Below are 20736 nucleotides of genomic sequence, written 5' to 3' on the forward strand. Positions count from 1 at the left end.
CGGACGATGATAGCTATTATGGAAAACTTCCAACACGAAGACGGAACGATTAGCATCCCTGCTGTTCTTCAAAAATACCTTTAATCAGGATAAAGATACGCCATGGCCGAAGAACAAGAAGAGATAATCATTATCGAAGAAGCCGATGCGGCAGGTATGGATACCGCTCCCTCTTCGAGCAATGATACTTCTGAACCGGATGAGAGCTCAAACAAAAAGAAAAAACTCATTTTTATCGGTGGAGCACTTGCCCTTTTACTACTCGTTGGCGGAAGCAGTTGGGTTCTATTTTTTAGCGGAACCGATGAGGCTATCACCCAAAACCTCGATGCCCCTATCGCCGATAAAATCAAAAAAACCGATGAAACAATTATCGAACCAAGCGCTTTGGAAAACATGATCGAACGTGCCAACTATTTGTACACAAACGGCAATCAAACAGAAGCATTAAAACTTTATGAAAAAATCGCCCTCTATTCCGAAGCAATCAGCCAATACAATCTAGGGGTAGTACAACTCAAAGAGGGAGAACATGCAGGGGCGTTGGAGAACTTTAAACGCTCTATAGAGAGCAGCGAAAATCGATGTGTTAGTGCTATTAATGCGGCAGTCTGCGCTTTACATCTAAAACGGGAAAAAGATTTCAATTATTACATCGATATGGCACAAACGTACCTCCCGAAAGAGGTTAATTCACCAATGTATTCTTATTATTATGCATTGATAAATTACTATAAAGGACGTTATTTAGAAGCCCTTAGTGCCCTTAAACACCCTACCACCGAAGAATATCTAGAAACTCAAAATAAACTCCGAGCTAAAATCGGAGCACTTTATGGTGATTATGATGATGCTATCAGTGCCTTAGAAAATCCGTTTCAAGAAGAAGACTCTTTTTCCTTGGGACTGATGTATGCGAACATTGGTGATTTGACTTTGGCTAAAAAGTATTTGAGCGATGCAATGATTCAAAATGACAAACCAATTCAAGAACAGCTTGCTCTTGCTTTCGTCTATCTAAAATCAGGATTCCAAGGTGATGCCGGTGTACTCATAAAAGATACAACGGATACCTATCCGAATGAAGTTTATACACCTTATCCGATTGAAGTTATTTTAAAGTCATCTCTTTTTAATCCGGATGATATACAAAAGGTTTATCGAGATCGTAAGCAAAACAATCGGACAAAAATCTATCAAACTCTCTTTTATTTTGCCCCTTACAAAATCTTTAATGCCGATCAAACCATTAGCTATATCCGTAAAGGAAATGCCAACATTTACATTGATGACATAACCAGTGCAAAAGAGTATTTACAAAAAAGTACCCGTGCTTCCAGCGTTGATTACGGCATAGCACTAGCGATACAAAAAGCCCTTAAATTCCGCCTTCGAGATGCCAATCAACAACTCTTAGCTCTTCTAAAGCGCAATCCGCAACACTCCATTTTACATTACAATTTAGCACTTACCTACGCACAATTAGGCGATGTGTCTAAAGCGTATGATCATTTTCTTCGCTCCTACCATCTTGATGCCAATAACTATATGTCCGGAATTTTTGCCCTTATGAGTTCTGAGATGATCGGTAAAAGCAATCCTAAATTGAGTTCAATTTTAAAAGATAACCTCGCGCAAGAAGCAGTGAAAGAAGAGTTTGAACTTTACCGTTCAATGGTAGATATTACCCAAAACAATCTCCCTAGTGCAGCGAAATGGCTCGATAATACCTATAAAGAACGACCTCTATATTTAGCATTAAAAATTGCTATTGCTACCGAAATGGGTAAGACTGAGATCGCTCAAAAAACAGCAAAACGGTTAGCATCACTTCAACCTAACGATATTCTTCCCCACCTAATCGTGATTGATACCCACTTTAGTGACCAAAAAACAAAACAGTTCGCCTCTTCTGCTATCAATTATCTCAAAAAACAAACCTTTCAATACGATGATCTTTATTTTGGACCACAACTCACAAGGGACAAGAGTATCTTAATGGCGATGATGACTGGACAGCTTGTCCCCTTGATCGAACGTCTTGAAAACCAACTGCAAACGACTACCGATCATGCTGCTGATATTATGGGAGCACTGGCTCAGGCCTATTTTTACAAGCAAGAGTTTGAAAAGTCTTATACCCTCTACAATCAACTCATTGATACCTACAAAGTACGTGATGAGCATACCCTTTTTATGGGTGCCTGCGCATCAATCGGCTCAGAACATTATGAAAATGCTATCGCTTTGCTCGAACTTTCAAAATTAAAGAATACAAACTTTTTAGAGAGTCGTTACGCCCTTGCACTGCTTTACATGCAAGTACGCAATAATCCAGGTGCCATTATTCAACTGAGTAAAATGGGGAATACCGGTTTTGTATCGCGCTATTTTGATTTTAGAATTGATACCGATAAACTTGCCAATGAGCCTAAAAAATACCACGCCCTATAAAAAACGGCGTAAAAGATAGAATGAGGCTCGCAGTGGACCATAAAGTAAATAGCCCGCTGCAATAATGGCCATCCCCTCAATCGGGTAAATAAATACACCCAACGCAATCACAATCAATCCAACCAAAAAGCGCATAAAATGAAATGATTTAAAGCTGATTTTTTTGAAACTTGGATAGCGTATGTTACTCACCATTAAAATAGACAAAAGGACACTTAAGGGTAAAATAAAAACTTTTAAGTGGACAAAATCGCGATATTGTTCCAGTAAAATAATCGCAATTGAGATCATAATAGCCGCTGTTGGAATAGGAAGACCGATAAAAACACTCGGTTCTATCCGTGATGTCGTTACATTAAATCGTGCGAGTCGAACCGCCCCAAAAATAATAAAAAGGGCACTCACCACAATCCCTATACGACCATACAAGTCACCGACATAAAAATACAATAACAGAGCAGGAGCAACTCCAAAAGCAACGATATCAGCCAAAGAATCAAACTCTACCCCGAAATGACTGGCAGTGTTTGTCATACGGGCTACACGTCCATCTAGCCCATCAAAAATAAGCGCCAAAAAAATGAACCAAGCGGCAGAAACGAACTCTCCCTCTACCCCTAAAGAGATAGCAAAAAAACCGGTAAAAATTGAAGCTGCGGTAAAAAGGTTAGGGAGAAGATAGGCAATAGGCGGTGGGGGCTGACGCATCGACTTACGCTGCGTTTAGATACCCAATAACACTCTCACCGGCACGAACCGAAGAACCTGCATTGACGGATAAGCGCGTATCTTGTGGTAAATAAATAATCGTTCGACCTTTAGCTAAAAAACCGTAACGGGTACCTTCTTTACATTTTTGACTTTTTTCTACCTCGATACCGATAGGAAAACAGCTTTGTTCACTCAAATGCTCGATATAAATTTCATCCCCTTTTGAGGATCGAAAAGAGAGAACTGCTTTCTCATTTAATGTATCTGCCATTGGGTTATAAAGTGGCAATGAAGCTCCACGACGAATCTTAAACCCTTCAATACTACCATCGAACGGTGCACGCAGAATCGATACATCCCACAACGAATTCATAATGGTGAGTTTAGTCATTTTTTGCTCGTCCACCATCGTCTCTTCGATCGAGAGGACAACGCCATCTACACTGCTGATAATCCCCTGCTCTTCACTTTGGAGTGTATTGCGCTCCGGATTACGAAAGATGATCAATACAGCCAACAATAATGCACCGAATAAAAATTGAAAAAGGTGCAAACCGGTCATTGTGAAAAATAAAAAAAGAGCGCTCAACACACCCGATAGTAACCATCCTCGGCTAGAAAGGATAAAGGTATCACTTTGAACGCTCATAATATCTCCCTTTTATTCGTCAATGACTATTTTTTTACTTGATGGTGTCTCTTTGGGTGCTTCTACTTTTGTTTCAATATTATTTTCAACTTCAAAAGCTTGAATTATCTCACGAACCTGATTACCACTGATATTCTCTTTTGCATACAAAAGTTCGACGATTTTTTCGATAGCATCACGATATTCTTCCAATCGCTCTTTGACCGCAATATAACGTTCAGCCAAAGTGGATTTAATGAACTCATCCATCTGTTCAGCCATTTTTTCACTGTACTCTTTTGCCTGAGTCATACCGCCGCCCAAGAAAGTACTGCGTTGACGTTCTAGTACCATTAGACCTGCGACATCACTCATACCATACATTTGTACCATCGCTTTGAGAATATCGGTTGTTCGTTCCAAATCATTGGCTGCGCCGGTAGAAATTTCACCGATAAAGACCTCTTCTGCTGCACGTCCTCCGAGCAATACATCGATTTCAGCGATTAATTCATGACGTTGCATCAAATATTTATTCTCTTCAGGGGTATTGAGTGTATAGCCTAATGCTGCCAGTCCACGAGGGACAATAGAAACTTTGGAAACTTTTTTAGCGCCCTTAGTTGTCTCTGCTAATAATGCATGTCCACTCTCATGATACGCCACGATTCGCTTCTCTTTTTCATCAATACGACGACTCTTTTTCGACAATCCGGCAATAGCACGTTCTACCGCTTCACGCATATCAGCTTGACGTACAGTTTTTTGGCTTTTGCGACCTGCAAGTAATGCCGCTTCATTAATAATGTTGGCTAAATCTGCTCCGGCAAGACCTGCAGTAAGACGCGCAATCTCTTCAAGATCAACATCTGCATCTTGCTTCACCCCTTTAGCATGAACATTAAGAATGTCAATACGCCCTTGGAAATCGGGTTTATCGACCAATACTTGACGGTCAAATCGTCCCGGACGAAGAAGTGCAGGATCGAGAATTTCAGGACGGTTAGTCGCTGCTAAAATGATGATCGGAGTATCGGTTCCAAAACCGTCCATCTCGGCGAGGAGTTGATTGAGGGTTTGTTCACGCTCATCATTTCCCCCCATCATCCCGCCTGCTGCACGGCTTTTACCGATTGCATCGATCTCATCGATAAAGATGATTGAAGGGGCATCTTTTTTTGCTTGCTCAAATAAATCACGAACACGTGCCGCACCGACACCGACAAACATTTCGATAAAACTCGATCCCGATACTGAGAAAAAGGGCACTTCTGCCTCTCCTGCAACGGCTTTTGCCAATAATGTTTTACCGGTACCAGGGCTACCGACGAGTAACACTCCTTTAGGAATTTTCGCCCCCAGTTCTACGTAACGATCCGGAGATTTTAAGAAGTCGACAATCTCTAAAACTTCTTCTTTAGCTTCTTGCGCACCGGCTACATCATCAAATTTCGTTTTCGGTTTTTCGGAATTAATCAGTTTTTTGGAATTTCCCATCCCCAAAATACCGCCACCCATGCTTTTTTGCATACGACCTGCAAAAAACATCCAAATAGCAATAATAATTAAGAAAGGAAACAACCATCCAAACATTTCCGTAAACCAGTTACTCTCTGAAAAGCCGACATAGTTAATCCCTTTTTCATCCAATAACGGGATAAGTGTAGCATCGGGACCAACGATACGAGTGGTATAAGCCACTTTACCGGTTCCATCGTTTCCAACAGCACGTATGTAGGTTTGTCCGATAGAGACTTTTTCAACCTGTTTATCTTGGATAAGCTTTTTAAGATCAGCGTAACTGATCTCTTGGGTACGTGTCACATTTTGACCATTTATTTTACCGGTGAGCTCATTTTCATCCCCTATTACAGCTTTGAACAAAATAATAATAACGATTGAAAAAATAGCAAAGGTAATTAAAGGATTTTTGTTAAAAAAATTACTGTTTTTATCCGGATTCGGATTCGATTCGTTTTTAGACATAGAATTAGTTTCCTTTTTGAGTAACGACCAGTGTCACCCATTCATTTTCGACGATACGTTCTGTTAATTCAAGCGTTTTGTAAGCGCGTAGAACTTTATCTTCATATTTATCCATTATCCCTGAGAGGATCAAAATGCCCCCTTCACGTAACCGTTTTTTAAGATCACTCGCAATAAAAACAAGGACATCAGCAACAATATTTGCGATGATCACATCATACGTTTCATCACTCTCTTGAACGGGGCCTTCCCAGAGGCGTCGATAAGTAATCTGGTTTTGCTCTGCATTGGCAATTGCATTTTCTACCGAAAGGGGATCGGTATCACACGCATCGACCATAGCCCCTTTTTTAATTGCAGCAATCGCTAAAATCCCGCTGCCACATCCAACATCCATAACTTCATCGCCTGTTTTAACGTATTTGGCTACAGCACGTAAACATGAAGCCGTAGTGGGATGATGCCCTGTTCCAAAAGCAAGAGCAGGATCGATGGCTATGTTTAACATCCCCTCACACGGTTTTTCCCATGTAGGATGAATGTAAAACGGCTCAATTTTAATCGGTGTTATCCCTTGTTGATACTGCGCAATCCAATCGTCATTTTTCTCTTTAGTAAGGGTCATATCAACATCAACAACCTCACCTAATGCACGTTGCAGTGCTTCGCTAAACTGCTCGATTCCCCACATAATGGTTTCGAGGTCCTCTTCACTACGAATGATAAACCCCTCATCAATCTCTTCAAAACCGACAGGGATAGCATCAACTAAAAAATCGCTAAAAAGTTCTCTATGCGATGATGGCTTAACCACCAACATATAATAGTAGTCTTGCATTAACCCTCAGTACCAAGTACGGCAGCAAGTTTTTCTTTTAAAACTTGAGGAGTGAACGGTTTAACAATGTAATTATTGACCCCTGCTTTAAGGGCAGTAATAACTTCTGCTTTCCCCCCTTCAGTCGTAACCATAATGATCGGAAGATCGCTAAAACGTGGGTCGGCACGCACTTGCTTAACCAATTCAAGTCCATTCATCTCCGGCATATTCCAGTCCGTAATCAACATTCCCATATCTGGATTAGCATCAAGAACACTCCATCCTTGCAATCCGTCTTCACCCTCTAAAACATCTTCGTAACCAAGTCTAGAAAGAGTGTTTTTGATAATACGGCGCATTGTCGAGCTATCATCTACAACTAATAATTTCAAAGCAAATCCTTTTGTCAATTCTTATTGAGAGAGAATAAATATCCCAATGATAACCTATCCATCTTTGTGAGAAGTTTAAAGATATTTTTTGAGATCAATTTTTCCCTCATAAAATGCTTTCCCAACGATTACACCGGAGACTTCTTGAGACAGTTGCAAGGCTTCGATATCACTTCCATCTTTAACACCGCCGCTTGCGATCGTTGGTATTTTGGAGGCTCTGGCTATTTCAAGGGTAAATTCCACATTGACACCACTAAGAGTACCATCACGCCCTACGTCGGTACAAATAATAGCTTCCACACCCGCGTCTGCAAAAGCACGTGCCAAATCAGTCGCTCTCATGGAACTTACTTCGCCCCATCCCTCAACAGCAACGTATCCATCAATCGCATCAATGCCAACAACAATAGGGTACTTTGCCGCCATTGATTTCACAAATTCAGGATCACGCAGAGCAATCGAACCTAAGATGAGACGATCTATCCCTAATTCCAAATAACGCTGAATCGTCGCTTCATCACGAATACCGCCGCCAAGTTGGAGTTTAACATTACAATTTTCACGAATAGCCCGAATTTGTTCCAAATTTTTTGGCTCTCCTGCAAACGCCCCGTTAAGATCCACTAAATGAACCCAAGTAGCACCCATCTCTTCAAATGTTTTAACCAATTCCCATGGAGTATCAGAGTAGATTTTAGCACTCTCCATAAGTCCTTTAGTAAGACGGACTGCTTTGCCGTCTTTGAGATCGATCGCTGGAAAAATTGTCATAAAATAAAATCCTTTATAGGTTAATAAAATTTTTGAGAATATTCAAACCGTTTTGATGGCTTTTCTCTGGATGGGGCTGAATTCCCATAACATTTTCATGGGCTACTGCACTTGTAAAACGGTATCCGTAAACGGACTCACCAATACTGTCTCTTTCATCTTGACACAGAGCATGATAGGAGTGGACGAAATAAAGATAATGGGCTTCATCGAGTCCCGCAAATAACGGGTGTTCCCGTGTAAACATCCGGTTCCATCCCATATGGGGAACTTTCAAAGGAGTCTTAAAACGGCTCGTATCAAACGCCACTACTCGCCCCTCTATCAATCCAAGCCCCTCAGATATTCCGAACTCTTCACTCGATTCAAACAGCAGCTGCATCCCCAAACAGATTCCGAGGAGATATTTTCCGCTCGCGGCATATTCACGTACCGCTTCATCCATACCCCGCTCTCTCAAATGCTCCATCGCATCTCCAAATGCACCGACTCCGGGGAGGATAATACGGTCATACGTTTTTAATTTTTCAGGATCAGACTCAACAATAACTTTTTCCCCTAAAAGATCAAATGCATTTTTGACACTGGCAAGATTGCCCATGTTATAATCGACAATTGCTATCAACGGCGTTCTCCTAAATTCGTAAAACGGATATAAATCGCAAGTCCGACGAGAAGCATCGCTACCCCTGCGATTATGTAGATTGCATTTACAATCATGTGCGGCTCGGTCATGGCAAATTTGAATACCAACATCAGCGCTTCTATCGAAAGGGCGATGATAATCGAACCTAAAAAGCGGACCATTGTTTTATGGATACTCGAAGCCGGATCATTTTTAGGCCTGCCCAACACTTCCTCTTCAAAGAGTGTTTTCACCAAATCGAGTATTGCGAGTGATAACGTCAATAAAATCGTGGCTTCAAAAATATCTTTAATCTCAATTCGATCAACATGACCAAATCCATACGATAAAAATCCCTCGATACCTTTGACAAACAATAACAACGCAACCAAAGCAAGAACAACGGTAAATCCTGCATACGCTAATCTAAAAAAGCGTCCTGCTGCTGATTCAAGTGCCATCGGATGGGCAATTTTCAATACCTCTGCCAACGGCATATCGATACACGCCACATAAACGATTTCACCATGTTCGTCAAAAATCGGTTCTGATGCCGTAACAGTAAGTTCATCGTTTAACAACGATGGATAAGGATCGGTAATCGTACATCTTCGCTCATGCATAGCACGGTAATAATAGGCACGTGTTGAACGACTTTCACCGATATCTTCAGCTTTTTTTCCATTTTTTAAATAGGTAGGCGTGACTTGATTCCCAGCAGCATCGAGAAGATACGCGGCTTCTAATCCCTTTAAATCTCCACGGATTTTAAGTAAACGGGCAGTTAGAGCTTCAATCGAAACGGAAGGGAGGTGATTGGGAAGATTTTTGTGAAACAAATAACAAAAATAGGCTCTTGCTTTTGGACGAATTTCTGCAAACTGCTGAATGTCTTGAATAACCATATATCCTAACCCTTTGTCCCTTATTTTGATGGGAATTGTAACTTAGTTGCGCTATAGTTACGCTTATGAATTCAGCTAAAATCCATATTGCTATTGTTCGCCTTAGTGCGCTGGGCGACATTGTAAACACCGCTGTCGTACTACAGATTATCGCTCATCATTATCCTAATGCATTGATCGATTGGTACGTCGAAGAGGCCTTTGCCCCTATTTTAAATAATCATCCTCTCATTAACAGCGTGATTCCTGTTCCAATAAAACGGATTCGAAAAACAAAAAGTTTTCTTCTTCTCAGAGAGACTATCCGCACCTTCCGTTCACATCCGATTTACGATCAAATCATCGATGCCCAAGGGCTCCTAAAATCGGCAATCGTCACCTCTTTTATTAAAGGTAAAGTACACGGATTTGATCGTAACAGTATACGTGAAAAATTTGCCGCATGTTTTTATGATTCCACCTCTACCATCCCTTATGAAATGAATATCATCAAACGCAATGTTTTGGTCATTACCGAAGGACTTCAGATCGCCTATGATGAAAACGAGATCCTTCAAAAAGAACCTCTTTTCCCACTAATGGAAAAAAATGATTCTTTACATGGAGATAAAAATATCGCCTTTGTTATCGGTGCTTCATGGCCAAGCAAGTGCTATCCTAAAGAGCATTTTCTCACGCTCTGTGAAAACTTACCCTATCCATGCCATCTAATTTGGGGGACAGACGCAGAGTACCAAGATGCGCAATGGATCGCGGAGCATTCAGAGAATGCGTATATTGCTCCCAAAATGTCACTGAATGAATTGGTAAGTTTCATCGCGCACTGTGATCTCACGATCGGCAATGATACAGGGCCTACCCATATGGCGTGGGCAATGAATAAAGCTTCCATTACCCTCTTTGGCCCTACGAATGAGCGGATGATTTTCCCTACCACACGTAATATCGGGATCAAATCCCCCTCTCCTGTCAATATTTTAAAAATTAACCGCAACGACTTTTCAATCCGTGATATCGATCCTGAATCGATTCTCCAAAAAGCCAAGGAGCTGTTGTAATGCTTTTATATCGCCTTTTTTTACTCTTGGATACCTTTTTAATGGCATTACCAAGATCGTGGAGAAAAGGATTTTTTACCTCATTAGCCGCACTTGCCCATCAATTTGCCCCCTCTCGCAACAAAGTGATTCAACAAAATCTTGCCTTTGCTTTTAAAGAAGGATTGAGCGATGCCGACAAAAAAGAGATTGAAGCCTACTGTTATCGTAACTTAGCGCTGAATCTACTCCAAACAATGGAAAATCGCAGAAATAGTGCCGTAACAATCGCTTCATTCGTAACGTTTCACAATCGCGAAAAAGTCGATTCACTTTTGGCTCAGGGGAGAGGGATTATCTTCGTCTCTGCCCATTTTGGAAATTGGGAACTCGGAGGGGCTGCCCTCTCTTCACTCATTACACCGGTGGCATCCATCTACAAAGGGTTTAGCCGCCAAGAATTCGACCCCTATTTATTTGAGGCACGATCCAATCATCGAATGGAACTCGCAGAAAAAAACGGCGCCCTTAAACACATGGCTAAAACGCTTAAAAAAAATGGCTCGGTATTGCTCATGATCGATCAAGCTAGCAATGCAAAATATGGTGTATCGGCTGACTTTTTCGGTCATAGTATCTATCATTCTTCAACCGCAGCCCATTTAGCGAACAAATTTAATGTCCCGATCGTAGGTGTTTACATTACTACTGAGAATGAAGAGGATTACACCATTACGTTTGAAGACCCGATAGAGGTTGAGCAAAATAGTGAAGAAGCGATTTTGGAAGCGACAATAAAACAAGTAAATGCACTAGAGCGACTCATTAAAGAGCATCCAAAACTCTGGTTCTGGTGCCACAAACGGTGGAAAGGCGAATACAAAGAGATATATTCGGCCTAACTTTATGCCGGATAAGCGGCTTTAAGTGCGTCGTACAACGCTTCAGGGGTCATATCGGGATTGGTTTCCCAAGCGCATTTCATCACGACATTATCTTCCAAACCGTTCCACAACTTAATGTAGCTTCCCTCTTTGTAGCCGTGATCTTGCCGGAACTGATTGAGGATATTTTTACCGACATACAAACGGTAAAGCTCTGTCGTATTTAACGCTCCCAAATAGGCCAATTCAAAAAATTCCTCGATCAAGGCACCGACCATCTCCGCTGAGACAGGGATAAGGGAAAGACGCATAACGTTTTCGATTTTAGTCATTAAAAGCGGGTCACTGCCGAATTCAAGAGATGTCGCCGTATTTAATCGTTGATATTCCGGAGTCTTTGACATCCGTTCCGCCAACTCTTTAATACTTTCTGCTCCATTGTTATGGGTAAACTCTAGAAGCAAACTCATCACAAAATGCCACACATCGACAATCTCGATCTGAAGGTTGGCATAATCGGTCGGCTGTGCAATACTTTTCCAGTGTTTCCATCCGAACGAATCGATCATTTCGGCCGATTCCATCGTAATACAACGACGCCAATTGATCGATTTTCCCTCTTTCGTTACCCCTTTTTCCCAACCTAATCCGTTGGTTGCATCATTCAATTTTTGTTGCAGTTCTACCATACAGAGCAATTTATTCATATCTATCCTTTTCAATCTTTGAAATTATACGCTAATATTCCCCTTATGGAAAAAATAAATTGTCATAAATGTATTTACTATTTTGTCACATGGGAAGCCAATCAACCGCACGGATGTAAAGCATACGGCTTTAAAGCAAAAATGATCCCCTCAATGGTCGTACAAAATTCGAGCGGAAAACCGTGCAGCTTATTTCAACTCAAAACTCCCGTTTCCAAGTAACCTTTTTACCGAACCCCAAAGTGTTATCGGTCATTTTGACCTCATCGAGCCGTATCATCCATAATGTCGGATTCATCACGCGTGCGTAAGGGAACGCATCGAAATAAAGGCTTTTTAACTCATCGGAGCATTTCTCCATTTCCCCTGCAAACTGTATCCCCTGAATTTTTCCCACCGTTTTAGTCTCCAGTGCGACCGTTCCTGCGACATGAATATTTTGCGCCACATTCCTCATATGTTCGGTTGTCTCGTCGGAAGCAACAATAAATGAAACACTCTTCGGGGCATACGCATAAAACATCGAACAGCACCACAACCGCTCTCCCATTGTTGCCAGAGAGAGGAGATGATGCTCACCGATGAAGTGTTCTATTTTTTCAATCATTTAAAGCCTTATCTAACCGATCCAACGCATCACTAAGCACCGATGTCGGTACCGCGAAATTGAGCCGCATAAACCCGCTTCCCTCTTTACCGAAACTAAGCCCCGGGCTGAGTCCAAGCCCCGCTTTGTGGATAAAAAATTCCCGCAGCTCCCGATCCCCTAATCCAAGCTCTCGGCAATCAAGCCATCCCAAATAGGTCGCTTCAGGAGGGCGGAATTTAATCGTAGGGTGTTCTGACACCCACGCTTCGATGAGGCTGGCATTAACCCTTAGATGCTCTAATAGTTTTTGATGCCACTCTCCCCCCTCACGATAAGCGCTTTCAAACGCCACATGAGACAATACCGCGCCATCTCCGAAATGGACGCGGTGAGCCTCTTGTTCATAAAGCTTTCGTACTTCATCTGAAGCGATACAAACGGTAGAAATCGAGAATCCCGCCATATTAAACGTTTTCCCCGGTCCTATCAGGGTGATCGTATTATGCAAAAGTGCTTCAGAGAGTGACGCAATAGGGACATGTTGGTGCGGTGCAAAAACGATATCGGAGTGAATTTCATCACTGATGATACGAATACCGTGTTCCAGACACAATGTTCCCACTGCGAGAAGCTCATCATGGCTCCATACCCGCCCGATCGGGTTATGAGGCGAGCAGAGTAATAACAGTTTGGTTTTCGGGGTAATTTGCGCACGTAGACGCTCGATATCAAAACGGTAAACTCCTGCGCTATCTTGTTTCAATGGATGGAGAAGAAGAGAGCGGTTATTATCTTTTACCATACTATAAAACGGAGGATAAACAGGATCCATCACAATCACTTCATCACCCGCTTCACTGAATGCACGGATCGCACATCCGATCGAAGCGACCACGGAGGGGGAGTAACTGAGCCATTCACGCTTTATCGTAAATCCGTGATGTTCTCTCATCCAAGTGATCTGAGCTTCATAAGCGCTATCGCTCATGATCTCATATCCTAGTATCGGATGGAGAAGTCGCTTTTGAACCGCGTAAATAACACATTCTGGGGTTGCGACGTCCATATCGGCGACCCACATCGGCTGAACCTCTTCGGTATGAAAAAGCTTTTCTCTCAGCGTATATTTTTCAGCATTAGAACTACTGCGGTCAATAAAACGAAACTCATCCATACCGTTTACTCCATCGTTCATGCATTTGAACGATAGTAGCGTATTTATCCCTCTCGTTTGCGCCCTCACCGATCACGTATCGAAATCCGGCATGCTGGATAAAATGGCGACGGAAGGCATATCGGGACTCACGCATAATTTCATTACCTGTAGATATCCACGATCCCCCTTTGATGAGATTATGTCTTCCATCAAATGTAGGCTCTGAAAAATCGTCATACCATGGATGGGTGATAAAACCCTCAAATCCATCCATCTGTGTTTGGGTCCATTGCCACACATTCCCCACTACATCATACAGCTCACCGTGCGCAAACATATCTACAGGAACAGAGGAAGCTGCGTGGGCAAGATTGATGTTAGCACGCTCATCATCAAATACCGCTCCATCCATACCGCCCGCTTCTGCCATTACTCTCCATTCCGCTTCGCTCGGGAGACGATAAGTTTCCCCCTCTTGAGCACTCTTCCAACGACAGAAGGCTTCGGCTTCGAGAGCATTTACTTCAACGGGCCAGTTATAAGGCATATCGATCTCATCCGTTAATGAGCGATATTTATAACTCCCATCTTCTTGCAAAATCCAAAACGGCGGACAAGTCGCTTTACGGATTTGAAGATAACGAAGCCCCTCATCATCCCACCATCGGCTCACGCCGTATCCATTTGCCGCTACGAAGTCCATAAACTCGCCGTTACTTACTAGATATTTAGAGGTCTGGAACTCCTCTACATGTACCTCTGCACTGCCGTATTCATTATCCCACCCATACAGCCCTTGATCCTCACTACCTTTACCCAGTGTCACATTTGATGCGCTAAAATAGACCATACTGTTTTCAGGTGCATCTCCTCGAATCGGACAAATCGGAAAATCGGCATGGTCTCGGATAGACGCTAATGGCATCTGACGGTGCAATACACTCGATGTCTCGATATGAATACGCTCATGCTCGATCCCCATCCAAATCGCCCAAAATGGATCTTCACTCGTAATAGGGAGTTTCATCGGGAGGGTTGTGATCATCTCATCCACGAGAGCTCTAACTTTTTGACGGTATGCTCTTACCTCATCGACACTCGGCCATCTCAGTGAATCACTCGAAGCATCCCATGTCATTTCATCGACACCCACGGCAAAAAGCTCTTCAAAATGGGGATTTAGTCGCTCTTTTAGCGCACCGGATGCTATTAGTTTATTAACATAAAAAATCGCCGTATGCCCGAAATAGAAGATCATCGGATGGCGTGTTGGTTCGGATTGAGAATAATAAACCTCATCCGATATCAAAAGTTCAAACAAAGATTCAAAGAGATCAAAACTCTGATGAAAATAAGCGCTCAGTTCTTCTCTTTTGAGGGCGCCATCTTCTCCGTCCAATCGTACCGATACCATCTGTCTTTGTAGCACAACATCGTCCTTATCACATTTTGGGTATTGTAGCAAATTTGATGCTAAAAAAGAGGTTCTCACACAAGCGCATTCAGCCCTAACCAGTTGGATTTCGCTAAAATATCTCTTTACATAGACAAAATTGCATCCCTATTAGCGAGAATACGATGAACGAAAATGTACCCTCTTCCCAAAATTATGAACCGCTCATTCTAACCGCTCAAACCTATCTCACAGAACTTTTACACGAAGTATTTCATCACACCAATAAAGAAAATGCAGTGATTGTTTATGATACACGTTCACTCTTATCGACTATTTTAATGGAGGGGTATAAGCGCTCTTTAGATCACGCGCAACTGATTAATTTTGATGAACATCCCCCACAAGAGGTTCGAGAAAGATTAGAGGCACTTCATCCTTCCGATTTAGTTGTATTGATCCAATCTACTAGTTTTCGACTCGATGCCTTTCGCCTACGCGTTGAGTTGTTTAAACTCAAATTAAAAGTGATCGAGCATCCTCATTTAAGCCGTATGGCTGATGATGAAGCCTCGTATTTCATCGACTCCTTAGCGTATGACAAAACCTATTACCGACATGTAGGACGTACCCTTCAGCATAAAATCGATAATGCACCCATCGGGGTACTCGATAGCGGAGGGGAGATTTTAGTGTACGATTCACCGTTTGAACCCTCAAAAGTCAATATCGGAGATTATACCGGCATGAACAATTGGGGAGGTCAATTTCCCCTCGGCGAAGTATTTACCGAAGCTCAGAATTTAAGAGCCGTTCATGGACGGGTAAAAATTTATTGTTTCGGTGACGTAACGTATAAGATCAACACCCCTGAAGTGCCCATTACCCTTATTATTGACGAGGGTCAGGTAGTCGGGTGCGAAAATTCAACGGCGGCATTTGATCTCATCCTCTCTAACATACGCAGGGATGAGGGGGGAGTTGTTTGGATACGTGAACTCGGTTTTGGGCTCAACAGAGCTTTTAGTAAAACGCGAACCGTAGCCGATACCGGAACGTATGAACGTATGTGCGGTGTCCATATATCACTGGGTGCCAAACACGGTACATACGGTAAGCCAGGCTTTAAACGACGTGATGGGTTTTACCATGTTGATGTTTTTGCCGATACCCATACTTTTTTCCTTGGAGATGAAGTTGTTTATCGAGACGGAGCATGGATTGTCTAAACCCACTCACATCAAACCCATGCAGCTATTAACACATCCTAACGTTAAGGCTTGTTTTACAACGCGTCATGGAGGAGTCTCCACTGCACCTTATTACAGTGCCAATCTTGCTTTCCACGTGGGAGATAATCCCAATGATGTTTTACAAAATCACGATCTCCTCGCACATGCACTTGGGTATGATCGCCAATCGCTCATACACATGCGTCAAATCCACTCAGATCGAATTGTCATCGTCAACGAAAAATTGACCTTTGATACTCCTCCCGAATGCGACGCCCTTATCACTAACCGCCCAAATACTCCACTGATGGTTATGAGTGCCGATTGTACAGGGATATTGATTTACGATCCTATCCAAAAGGTGATTGCAGTAGTACATGCGGGACGTGCAGGAGCACTGAATCATATCCTCCCTAAAACAATTCGAAAAATGGAAGAAGCGTTCGGTTCATTATCTAAAAACCTTCAGATTGTATTAGGACCTTCTATCCATGGATGCTGTTATGAGATCAATAAAACGATAGCCTCAGAGTGTGAGGAAAAGGGATATGGCTCGGCATTGCGAAAAGAAAATAAAAAAGTATTTTTGGACGTTAATACGATTTTATTAGAGCAGTTAAAAGCGTTGCTCATAAAAAATGTAGAAGTCCTAAAGCACTGTACATCATGCCAATGTGATGAGTATTTTTCCTATCGCGCCGAGGCCCAGCACACAGGACGCCTCGCTGGGGTGATTATCCTTGGATAGAGTGTGCTAACTGCTCCGGTAAAAGTCCCAGTGACTCTTCAACAAGCTTCGTATTGCCATGTTTGATAAACGCATCACCGTACTCGAAACTCACTACCGATACATCAGTAATTTTCTCTTCCGATAGCCATTCAAGCAAGGCACTTCCAACTCCCCCCATACGAGAAGAATCACTAAATACATACCATTGTTTATATTTTTGTGCCATTTGCCGTAACATCTGAGAATCAAGAGGTTTCACAAAACGTAAATCAAGTAATGATGGTTTCTCTTCCATCAACATGATTGTTTGCGCTGCACGTCCAACCCCGTTTCCATATCCGATAAAGAGTTTACCGGAATCATTGGAGATCAAAAGTTGTGATTTCCCGCTCTCATACGGAACCGATTCGATGAGATCAGCATCTATGAAAGAACCTCTCGGATAGCGGATAGCACAAGGGTGTTCATACCCCGATACAAACTCAATAATCTGGTGAAATGAGAGTTCGTCACGTGGAGCACAAAGGGTCATATTAGGGATCAAACGCAAAAAGCTGATATCGTATGCGCCCTGATGGGTTTCACCGTCTTCACCGACGATTCCGGCTCGATCCAGTGCAAATACAACCGGCAAGTCCATGAGACAAACATCATGGATCACTTGATCAAACCCTCGTTGCAAAAAGGTCGAGTAAATCGTACAAAACGGTTTGAATCCCTCTTTGGCCAATGCTCCCATCGAGGTTACGGCATGCTGTTCGGCAATCGCGACGTCCCAAAATCGCTCAGGATATTTTTCCATCAACGCACTCAAACCGGTTCCACTTGGCATCGCAGCCGTAACCCCGACGATTTTATCGTTTTTATCTGCTTGATTCATCAGTGCATCGGCATAAATTTGGGTGGCACTCTTGGCTGAACTCTTAGCGTTTGCCGTACCGCTTTTAAGATCAAAAGGGGAGACGCCATGCCATTTTTCATGTTTTCCCTCTGCGATCTCGTAGCCTTTCCCCTTAATGGTCTGGATATGGACCAATACCGGTTTGCCCATCCCTTTGGCAATCTCAAACGTCTCAATAAGTGATTTTAAATCATGCCCATCAATCGGCCCGATGTATTCAATTCCCATCTCTTCAAATAATATCCCTGGTGTAATGAGTTTAAAAGACTCTTCAAACCGCTTCGCGAGATAATGGGCACCTTCACCGAAGTTATCGACAAACTGCTCTGTTTTACGCTTAAAGCGTTGATAAAAAGGGCTAGCCATTGCAGAGCTTAGCATTCGGCTAATCGCACCTATTGGCTTAGCAATACTCATCTCATTATCATTGAGGATAATAATCATCGGATATTTACGATCCCCTAGCTCATTCATTGCTTCATACGCCATCCCTGCCGACATTGCACCATCACCGATAACGACGATGGGAATACGACTATCCTGCTCATTTTTAAGGGCAATTGCTTTTGCGGCACCAACGCCGAGAGAAATAGAGGTCGAACTGTGCCCTGCCACAAAATAATCGCTTGGTGACTCGGAAGGTTTGGTATATCCGCTTAATCCGTTAAATTGACGCAGTGTAGTAAACTCTTCCCAACGATTGGTCAATAATTTATGGGCATACGATTGATGGGAAACATCAAAAATAAAAGGATCTTTGGTAGAGTCAAAAACTTTATGCATGGCAACAATAATTTCTGTAGCACCCAAAGTTGAACTAAGGTGCCCACCGTTAGTACTAACTACTTCTAAAATACGATCCCGTATCTTTTGAGAGAGTTCTTCTAACTGTGGCAAAGTAAATTTTTTGATATCCATTATGATGCACTGTCCTAACAATAATTATGTATTCAAATACTATAGTATAAAAGTGAACGCTTACAAAAATGCTTTACGATTCAAGTAACAAAGAACGTTTAAGGCGTTCGTAACGCTTTTTAATCTCCGAATCGATGTTTCCGGCATCACTAATAGCGACTACGCCGCCAGGGCTGATAGCTCGATCAGACAACACCTCTACATGCGCGAGTGAACCCACCTTTTCAGAGATAAATCCATGATCGGCAGGATTCACCCGCAAAGTAATTTTAGAAGCATCTTTCAACTCTTCAATCAAGTCACTCGAAAGTTTAGCCGCTATTTTAGAACTATGTTCATTCGTCTCAATCCCGATCACCTCTTTGGCAATCTCTAAAGCGGTATGGGTAAGCTCTTTTTGAATAGCCCCAAGAGCCACTACGAACTCTTCGGCAGCATTTTCGAGGGTCTTAATCGATTGAGACAATTGTTCATGTGATTTAGCACTTTGACCATCGTTCGTCACTTTTTCTTGGGCGATTCCAGCAGCAAGCCCCTCAGCGTAACCCATTTTTTTGGCTTCATCAAGTGCAGCTGCGTGTTCTTCTTGCATGGTTTCTAAACGCATCTGCATTTTAATAACATTTGAACTCATCTCATCCGCTTTTTTCAGTAGCGATTCAATCAATTCATCTTTAGAAGAACTACCGCTCTCTCTTCGTCTCTCGCCTACCGGTTCATTATAAACGGGTTCAGATGCATGACTCAACTCATGTGCTGCTTCAGCGATACTTGAACCGCTCAGGGAAGAGAGTATTTTAAACTGATATTTACTAATGGTATGAGCAGCAGAGCGATTGTGTTGAATAACAACGTCCATTGAACTTAATCCACCATCTCTTCAGATTCGCCCAACTGTAGAATTCCCTGCTCAGCCAAAGCTTGAACCGCATCAACAATTTTACGCTGAGCCCCTTCAACCTCTTTAACTTTAACCGCACCCAAAAATTGCATCTCTTCAACAAATGCATCTTTGGCACGTTGTGACATGTTTGCATAAAACTTCTCTTTAAGCTCATCTGCTGAACTTTTAAGTGCTAACATAAGATCATTTTTATCGACTGCTTTAAGAATTTCACGAATACTGTTTGCGTCCAAATCAACCATATCTTCGAAGGTAAACATCATCTCTTTGATTGATGAAGCCAACTCTTGATCAAGCTGCTCGATTTGCGCCAATGTTGCTTTAGAAACTTTCGCACCCAAACGATTGAATACGTCAGCAACAGAACGCGGACCGCCCACTTCCACTTTATACGTCGCAAGTGCTTCAAGTTTGGATTCAAGCACCGCACTGACACGCTTGATAATCGATGGTGAAATATCCCCAAGTTTCGCCATACGCATCGCCACTTCAGCACGTAAATCATCCGGAAAAATATAGAGCGTTTCGGCAGCTGCTGATGGGTCCATATGGGCCAAAATGAGCGCGATTGTTTGTGGATGCTCGGTCATAATAAAATCAGCTAATTGCTGTGGTTTTATTTTGGATAAATAGGCAAAATTTTGCGTATTTTGCATCGTTTTACTTAGTTTTTCTAATACTTTTTTAGCCTCGTCAGATCCAAGTGCTTTGTAAAGAATTTCACGCGCATATTCCATACCACCAGTATTTAAATATTGATTAGATTGGATGATCGCATAAAATTCTTCTAAAACTGCCGCCCCTATACTTTTTTCGATAGAGCGATTATTGGCAATGTATTTGGATATCTCGGTAATCGCATCCACATTCATCCGCGAAAAAAGTGTTGTTGTAACATCTTCCCCCAGTTGAACTAAAAGAATGGCAACTTTTTGTGTCATCGTCATTTCATCAAAATTTGCTTGCTGCGAAGGTGTTAAATTCATCGTA

Annotated in this window: 20 protein-coding genes; 5 read left to right on the top strand and 15 right to left on the bottom strand. The window is 42.3% G+C overall.

All coding sequences use genetic code 11. The features are described from left to right. The first annotated feature begins 102 nt into the window (after positions 1–102). Entirely contained in the window at positions 103–2454 is a 2352-nt protein-coding gene (locus PHR02_RS05500) for a tetratricopeptide repeat protein (RefSeq protein ID WP_299990019.1), read from the top strand. Here the strand turns inward: PHR02_RS05500 and pssA are convergent. The 8 genes from pssA to PHR02_RS05540 form a co-directional block, all read right to left on the bottom strand. Then, positions 2449–3162 (bottom strand): CDP-diacylglycerol--serine O-phosphatidyltransferase, encoded by a 714-nt coding sequence (gene pssA / locus PHR02_RS05505; RefSeq protein WP_299990021.1) that lies wholly within the window; start codon positions 3160–3162, stop codon positions 2449–2451. The two genes, PHR02_RS05500 and pssA, sit on opposite strands and share 6 nt — an antisense overlap. 4 nt (positions 3163–3166) lie before the next feature. Beyond that, positions 3167–3814, bottom strand: coding sequence for a phosphatidylserine decarboxylase (locus PHR02_RS05510; protein WP_299990023.1), 648 nt, complete (start codon positions 3812–3814; stop codon positions 3167–3169). Between the two features lie 12 nt (positions 3815–3826). After that, complete coding sequence (gene ftsH, locus PHR02_RS05515; RefSeq protein ID WP_299990024.1) at positions 3827–5779, bottom strand: ATP-dependent zinc metalloprotease FtsH; 1953 nt, start codon at positions 5777–5779, stop codon at positions 3827–3829. A gap of 4 nt (positions 5780–5783) precedes the next feature. Then, positions 5784–6617 carry a 50S ribosomal protein L11 methyltransferase gene (locus tag PHR02_RS05520; RefSeq protein ID WP_299990026.1) on the bottom strand — a complete coding sequence of 278 codons (834 nt, stop codon included), beginning with the start codon at positions 6615–6617 and terminating at the stop codon, positions 5784–5786. Beyond that, positions 6617–6991: a chemotaxis response regulator CheY gene (locus PHR02_RS05525; protein ID WP_299990028.1), complete on the bottom strand. Its 375-nt coding sequence runs from the start codon at positions 6989–6991 to the stop codon at positions 6617–6619. The genes PHR02_RS05520 and PHR02_RS05525 overlap by 1 nt, the downstream gene beginning before the upstream one ends. Positions 6992–7066: 75 nt before the next feature. Next, complete coding sequence (gene hisA, locus PHR02_RS05530) at positions 7067–7765, bottom strand: 1-(5-phosphoribosyl)-5-[(5-phosphoribosylamino)methylideneamino]imidazole-4-carboxamide isomerase (RefSeq protein ID WP_299990029.1); 699 nt, start codon at positions 7763–7765, stop codon at positions 7067–7069. Positions 7766–7778: 13 nt separating this feature from the next. Continuing rightward, on the bottom strand, positions 7779–8390 hold the full coding sequence (gene hisH, locus PHR02_RS05535; protein ID WP_299990031.1) for an imidazole glycerol phosphate synthase subunit HisH: 612 nt from the start codon (positions 8388–8390) through the stop codon (positions 7779–7781). Beyond that, positions 8387–9295, bottom strand: coding sequence for a PDC sensor domain-containing protein (locus PHR02_RS05540; RefSeq protein ID WP_299990033.1), 909 nt, complete (start codon positions 9293–9295; stop codon positions 8387–8389). Before PHR02_RS05540 ends, hisH begins: the two co-directional genes overlap by 4 nt. 65 nt (positions 9296–9360) lie before the next feature. Between PHR02_RS05540 and waaC the strand changes: the two genes are divergently transcribed. Beyond that, positions 9361–10353 carry a lipopolysaccharide heptosyltransferase I gene (waaC, locus tag PHR02_RS05545; protein ID WP_299990035.1) on the top strand — a complete coding sequence of 331 codons (993 nt, stop codon included), beginning with the start codon at positions 9361–9363 and terminating at the stop codon, positions 10351–10353. Next, positions 10353–11234 carry a lipid A biosynthesis lauroyl acyltransferase gene (locus PHR02_RS05550; protein WP_299990037.1) on the top strand — a complete coding sequence of 294 codons (882 nt, stop codon included), beginning with the start codon at positions 10353–10355 and terminating at the stop codon, positions 11232–11234. The genes waaC and PHR02_RS05550 overlap by 1 nt, the downstream gene beginning before the upstream one ends. A 2-nt stretch (positions 11235–11236) precedes the next feature. Here the strand turns inward: PHR02_RS05550 and PHR02_RS05555 are convergent, their stop codons facing one another. The 4 genes from PHR02_RS05555 to ovoA form a co-directional block, all read right to left on the bottom strand. Beyond that, positions 11237–11923, bottom strand: a complete 687-nt coding sequence (locus PHR02_RS05555) for a dUTP diphosphatase (protein ID WP_299990039.1) — start codon at positions 11921–11923, stop codon at positions 11237–11239. A 199-nt stretch (positions 11924–12122) separates the two neighbouring features. Then, positions 12123–12530, bottom strand: a complete 408-nt coding sequence (locus tag PHR02_RS05560; RefSeq protein ID WP_299990041.1) for a pyridoxamine 5'-phosphate oxidase family protein — start codon at positions 12528–12530, stop codon at positions 12123–12125. Beyond that, positions 12523–13686 (bottom strand): pyridoxal phosphate-dependent aminotransferase, encoded by a 1164-nt coding sequence (locus tag PHR02_RS05565; RefSeq protein WP_299990043.1) that lies wholly within the window; start codon positions 13684–13686, stop codon positions 12523–12525. The genes PHR02_RS05560 and PHR02_RS05565 overlap by 8 nt, the downstream gene beginning before the upstream one ends. After that, positions 13679–15097 carry a 5-histidylcysteine sulfoxide synthase gene (ovoA, locus tag PHR02_RS05570; RefSeq protein WP_299990045.1) on the bottom strand — a complete coding sequence of 473 codons (1419 nt, stop codon included), beginning with the start codon at positions 15095–15097 and terminating at the stop codon, positions 13679–13681. The genes PHR02_RS05565 and ovoA overlap by 8 nt, the downstream gene beginning before the upstream one ends. 149 nt (positions 15098–15246) lie before the next feature. Here ovoA and PHR02_RS05575 point away from each other — a divergent pair, with 149 nt between their 5' ends. Continuing rightward, positions 15247–16290 (top strand): hypothetical protein, encoded by a 1044-nt coding sequence (locus PHR02_RS05575; RefSeq protein WP_299990046.1) that lies wholly within the window; start codon positions 15247–15249, stop codon positions 16288–16290. A gap of 19 nt (positions 16291–16309) precedes the next feature. Then, positions 16310–17041, top strand: coding sequence for a peptidoglycan editing factor PgeF (gene pgeF, locus PHR02_RS05580; RefSeq protein WP_299990048.1), 732 nt, complete (start codon positions 16310–16312; stop codon positions 17039–17041). Here the strand turns inward: pgeF and dxs are convergent. The 3 genes from dxs to fliG all read right to left on the bottom strand — a co-directional run bounded on the left by dxs (position 17028) and on the right by fliG (position 20732). Beyond that, a complete protein-coding gene (dxs, locus tag PHR02_RS05585) occupies positions 17028–18842 on the bottom strand; it encodes a 1-deoxy-D-xylulose-5-phosphate synthase (RefSeq protein WP_299990050.1) in 1815 nt (604 codons plus the stop codon). The two genes, pgeF and dxs, sit on opposite strands and share 14 nt — an antisense overlap. Before the next feature lie 73 nt (positions 18843–18915). Then, positions 18916–19701, bottom strand: coding sequence for a flagellar assembly protein FliH (fliH, locus tag PHR02_RS05590; protein WP_299990052.1), 786 nt, complete (start codon positions 19699–19701; stop codon positions 18916–18918). Positions 19702–19706: 5 nt separating this feature from the next. Further along, positions 19707–20732, bottom strand: coding sequence for a flagellar motor switch protein FliG (fliG, locus tag PHR02_RS05595; RefSeq protein WP_299990054.1), 1026 nt, complete (start codon positions 20730–20732; stop codon positions 19707–19709). Positions 20733–20736 lie beyond the last annotated feature (4 nt).

The organism is Sulfuricurvum sp. (assembly GCF_028688295.1).
Taxonomy (GTDB): domain Bacteria; phylum Campylobacterota; class Campylobacteria; order Campylobacterales; family Sulfurimonadaceae; genus Sulfuricurvum.

Excerpts from the sequence above, each read along its gene's own strand:
- PHR02_RS05500 (WP_299990019.1), top strand. The coding sequence starts at position 103 with ATGGCCGAAGAACAAGAAGAGATAATCATTATCGAAGAAGCCGATGCG.
- pssA (WP_299990021.1), bottom strand. The coding sequence starts at position 3,162 with ATGCGTCAGCCCCCACCGCCTATTGCCTATCTTCTCCCTAACCTTTTT.
- PHR02_RS05510 (WP_299990023.1), bottom strand. The coding sequence starts at position 3,814 with ATGAGCGTTCAAAGTGATACCTTTATCCTTTCTAGCCGAGGATGGTTA.
- ftsH (WP_299990024.1), bottom strand. The coding sequence starts at position 5,779 with ATGTCTAAAAACGAATCGAATCCGAATCCGGATAAAAACAGTAATTTT.
- PHR02_RS05520 (WP_299990026.1), bottom strand. The coding sequence starts at position 6,617 with ATGCAAGACTACTATTATATGTTGGTGGTTAAGCCATCATCGCATAGA.
- hisA (WP_299990029.1), bottom strand. The coding sequence starts at position 7,765 with ATGACAATTTTTCCAGCGATCGATCTCAAAGACGGCAAAGCAGTCCGT.
- PHR02_RS05540 (WP_299990033.1), bottom strand. The coding sequence starts at position 9,295 with ATGGTTATTCAAGACATTCAGCAGTTTGCAGAAATTCGTCCAAAAGCA.
- waaC (WP_299990035.1), top strand. The coding sequence starts at position 9,361 with ATGAATTCAGCTAAAATCCATATTGCTATTGTTCGCCTTAGTGCGCTG.
- PHR02_RS05550 (WP_299990037.1), top strand. The coding sequence starts at position 10,353 with ATGCTTTTATATCGCCTTTTTTTACTCTTGGATACCTTTTTAATGGCA.
- PHR02_RS05555 (WP_299990039.1), bottom strand. The coding sequence starts at position 11,923 with ATGAATAAATTGCTCTGTATGGTAGAACTGCAACAAAAATTGAATGAT.
- PHR02_RS05560 (WP_299990041.1), bottom strand. The coding sequence starts at position 12,530 with ATGATTGAAAAAATAGAACACTTCATCGGTGAGCATCATCTCCTCTCT.
- PHR02_RS05565 (WP_299990043.1), bottom strand. The coding sequence starts at position 13,686 with ATGGATGAGTTTCGTTTTATTGACCGCAGTAGTTCTAATGCTGAAAAA.
- PHR02_RS05575 (WP_299990046.1), top strand. The coding sequence starts at position 15,247 with ATGAACGAAAATGTACCCTCTTCCCAAAATTATGAACCGCTCATTCTA.
- pgeF (WP_299990048.1), top strand. The coding sequence starts at position 16,310 with ATGCAGCTATTAACACATCCTAACGTTAAGGCTTGTTTTACAACGCGT.
- dxs (WP_299990050.1), bottom strand. The coding sequence starts at position 18,842 with ATGGATATCAAAAAATTTACTTTGCCACAGTTAGAAGAACTCTCTCAA.
- fliH (WP_299990052.1), bottom strand. The coding sequence starts at position 19,701 with ATGGACGTTGTTATTCAACACAATCGCTCTGCTGCTCATACCATTAGT.
- fliG (WP_299990054.1), bottom strand. The coding sequence starts at position 20,732 with ATGAATTTAACACCTTCGCAGCAAGCAAATTTTGATGAAATGACGATG.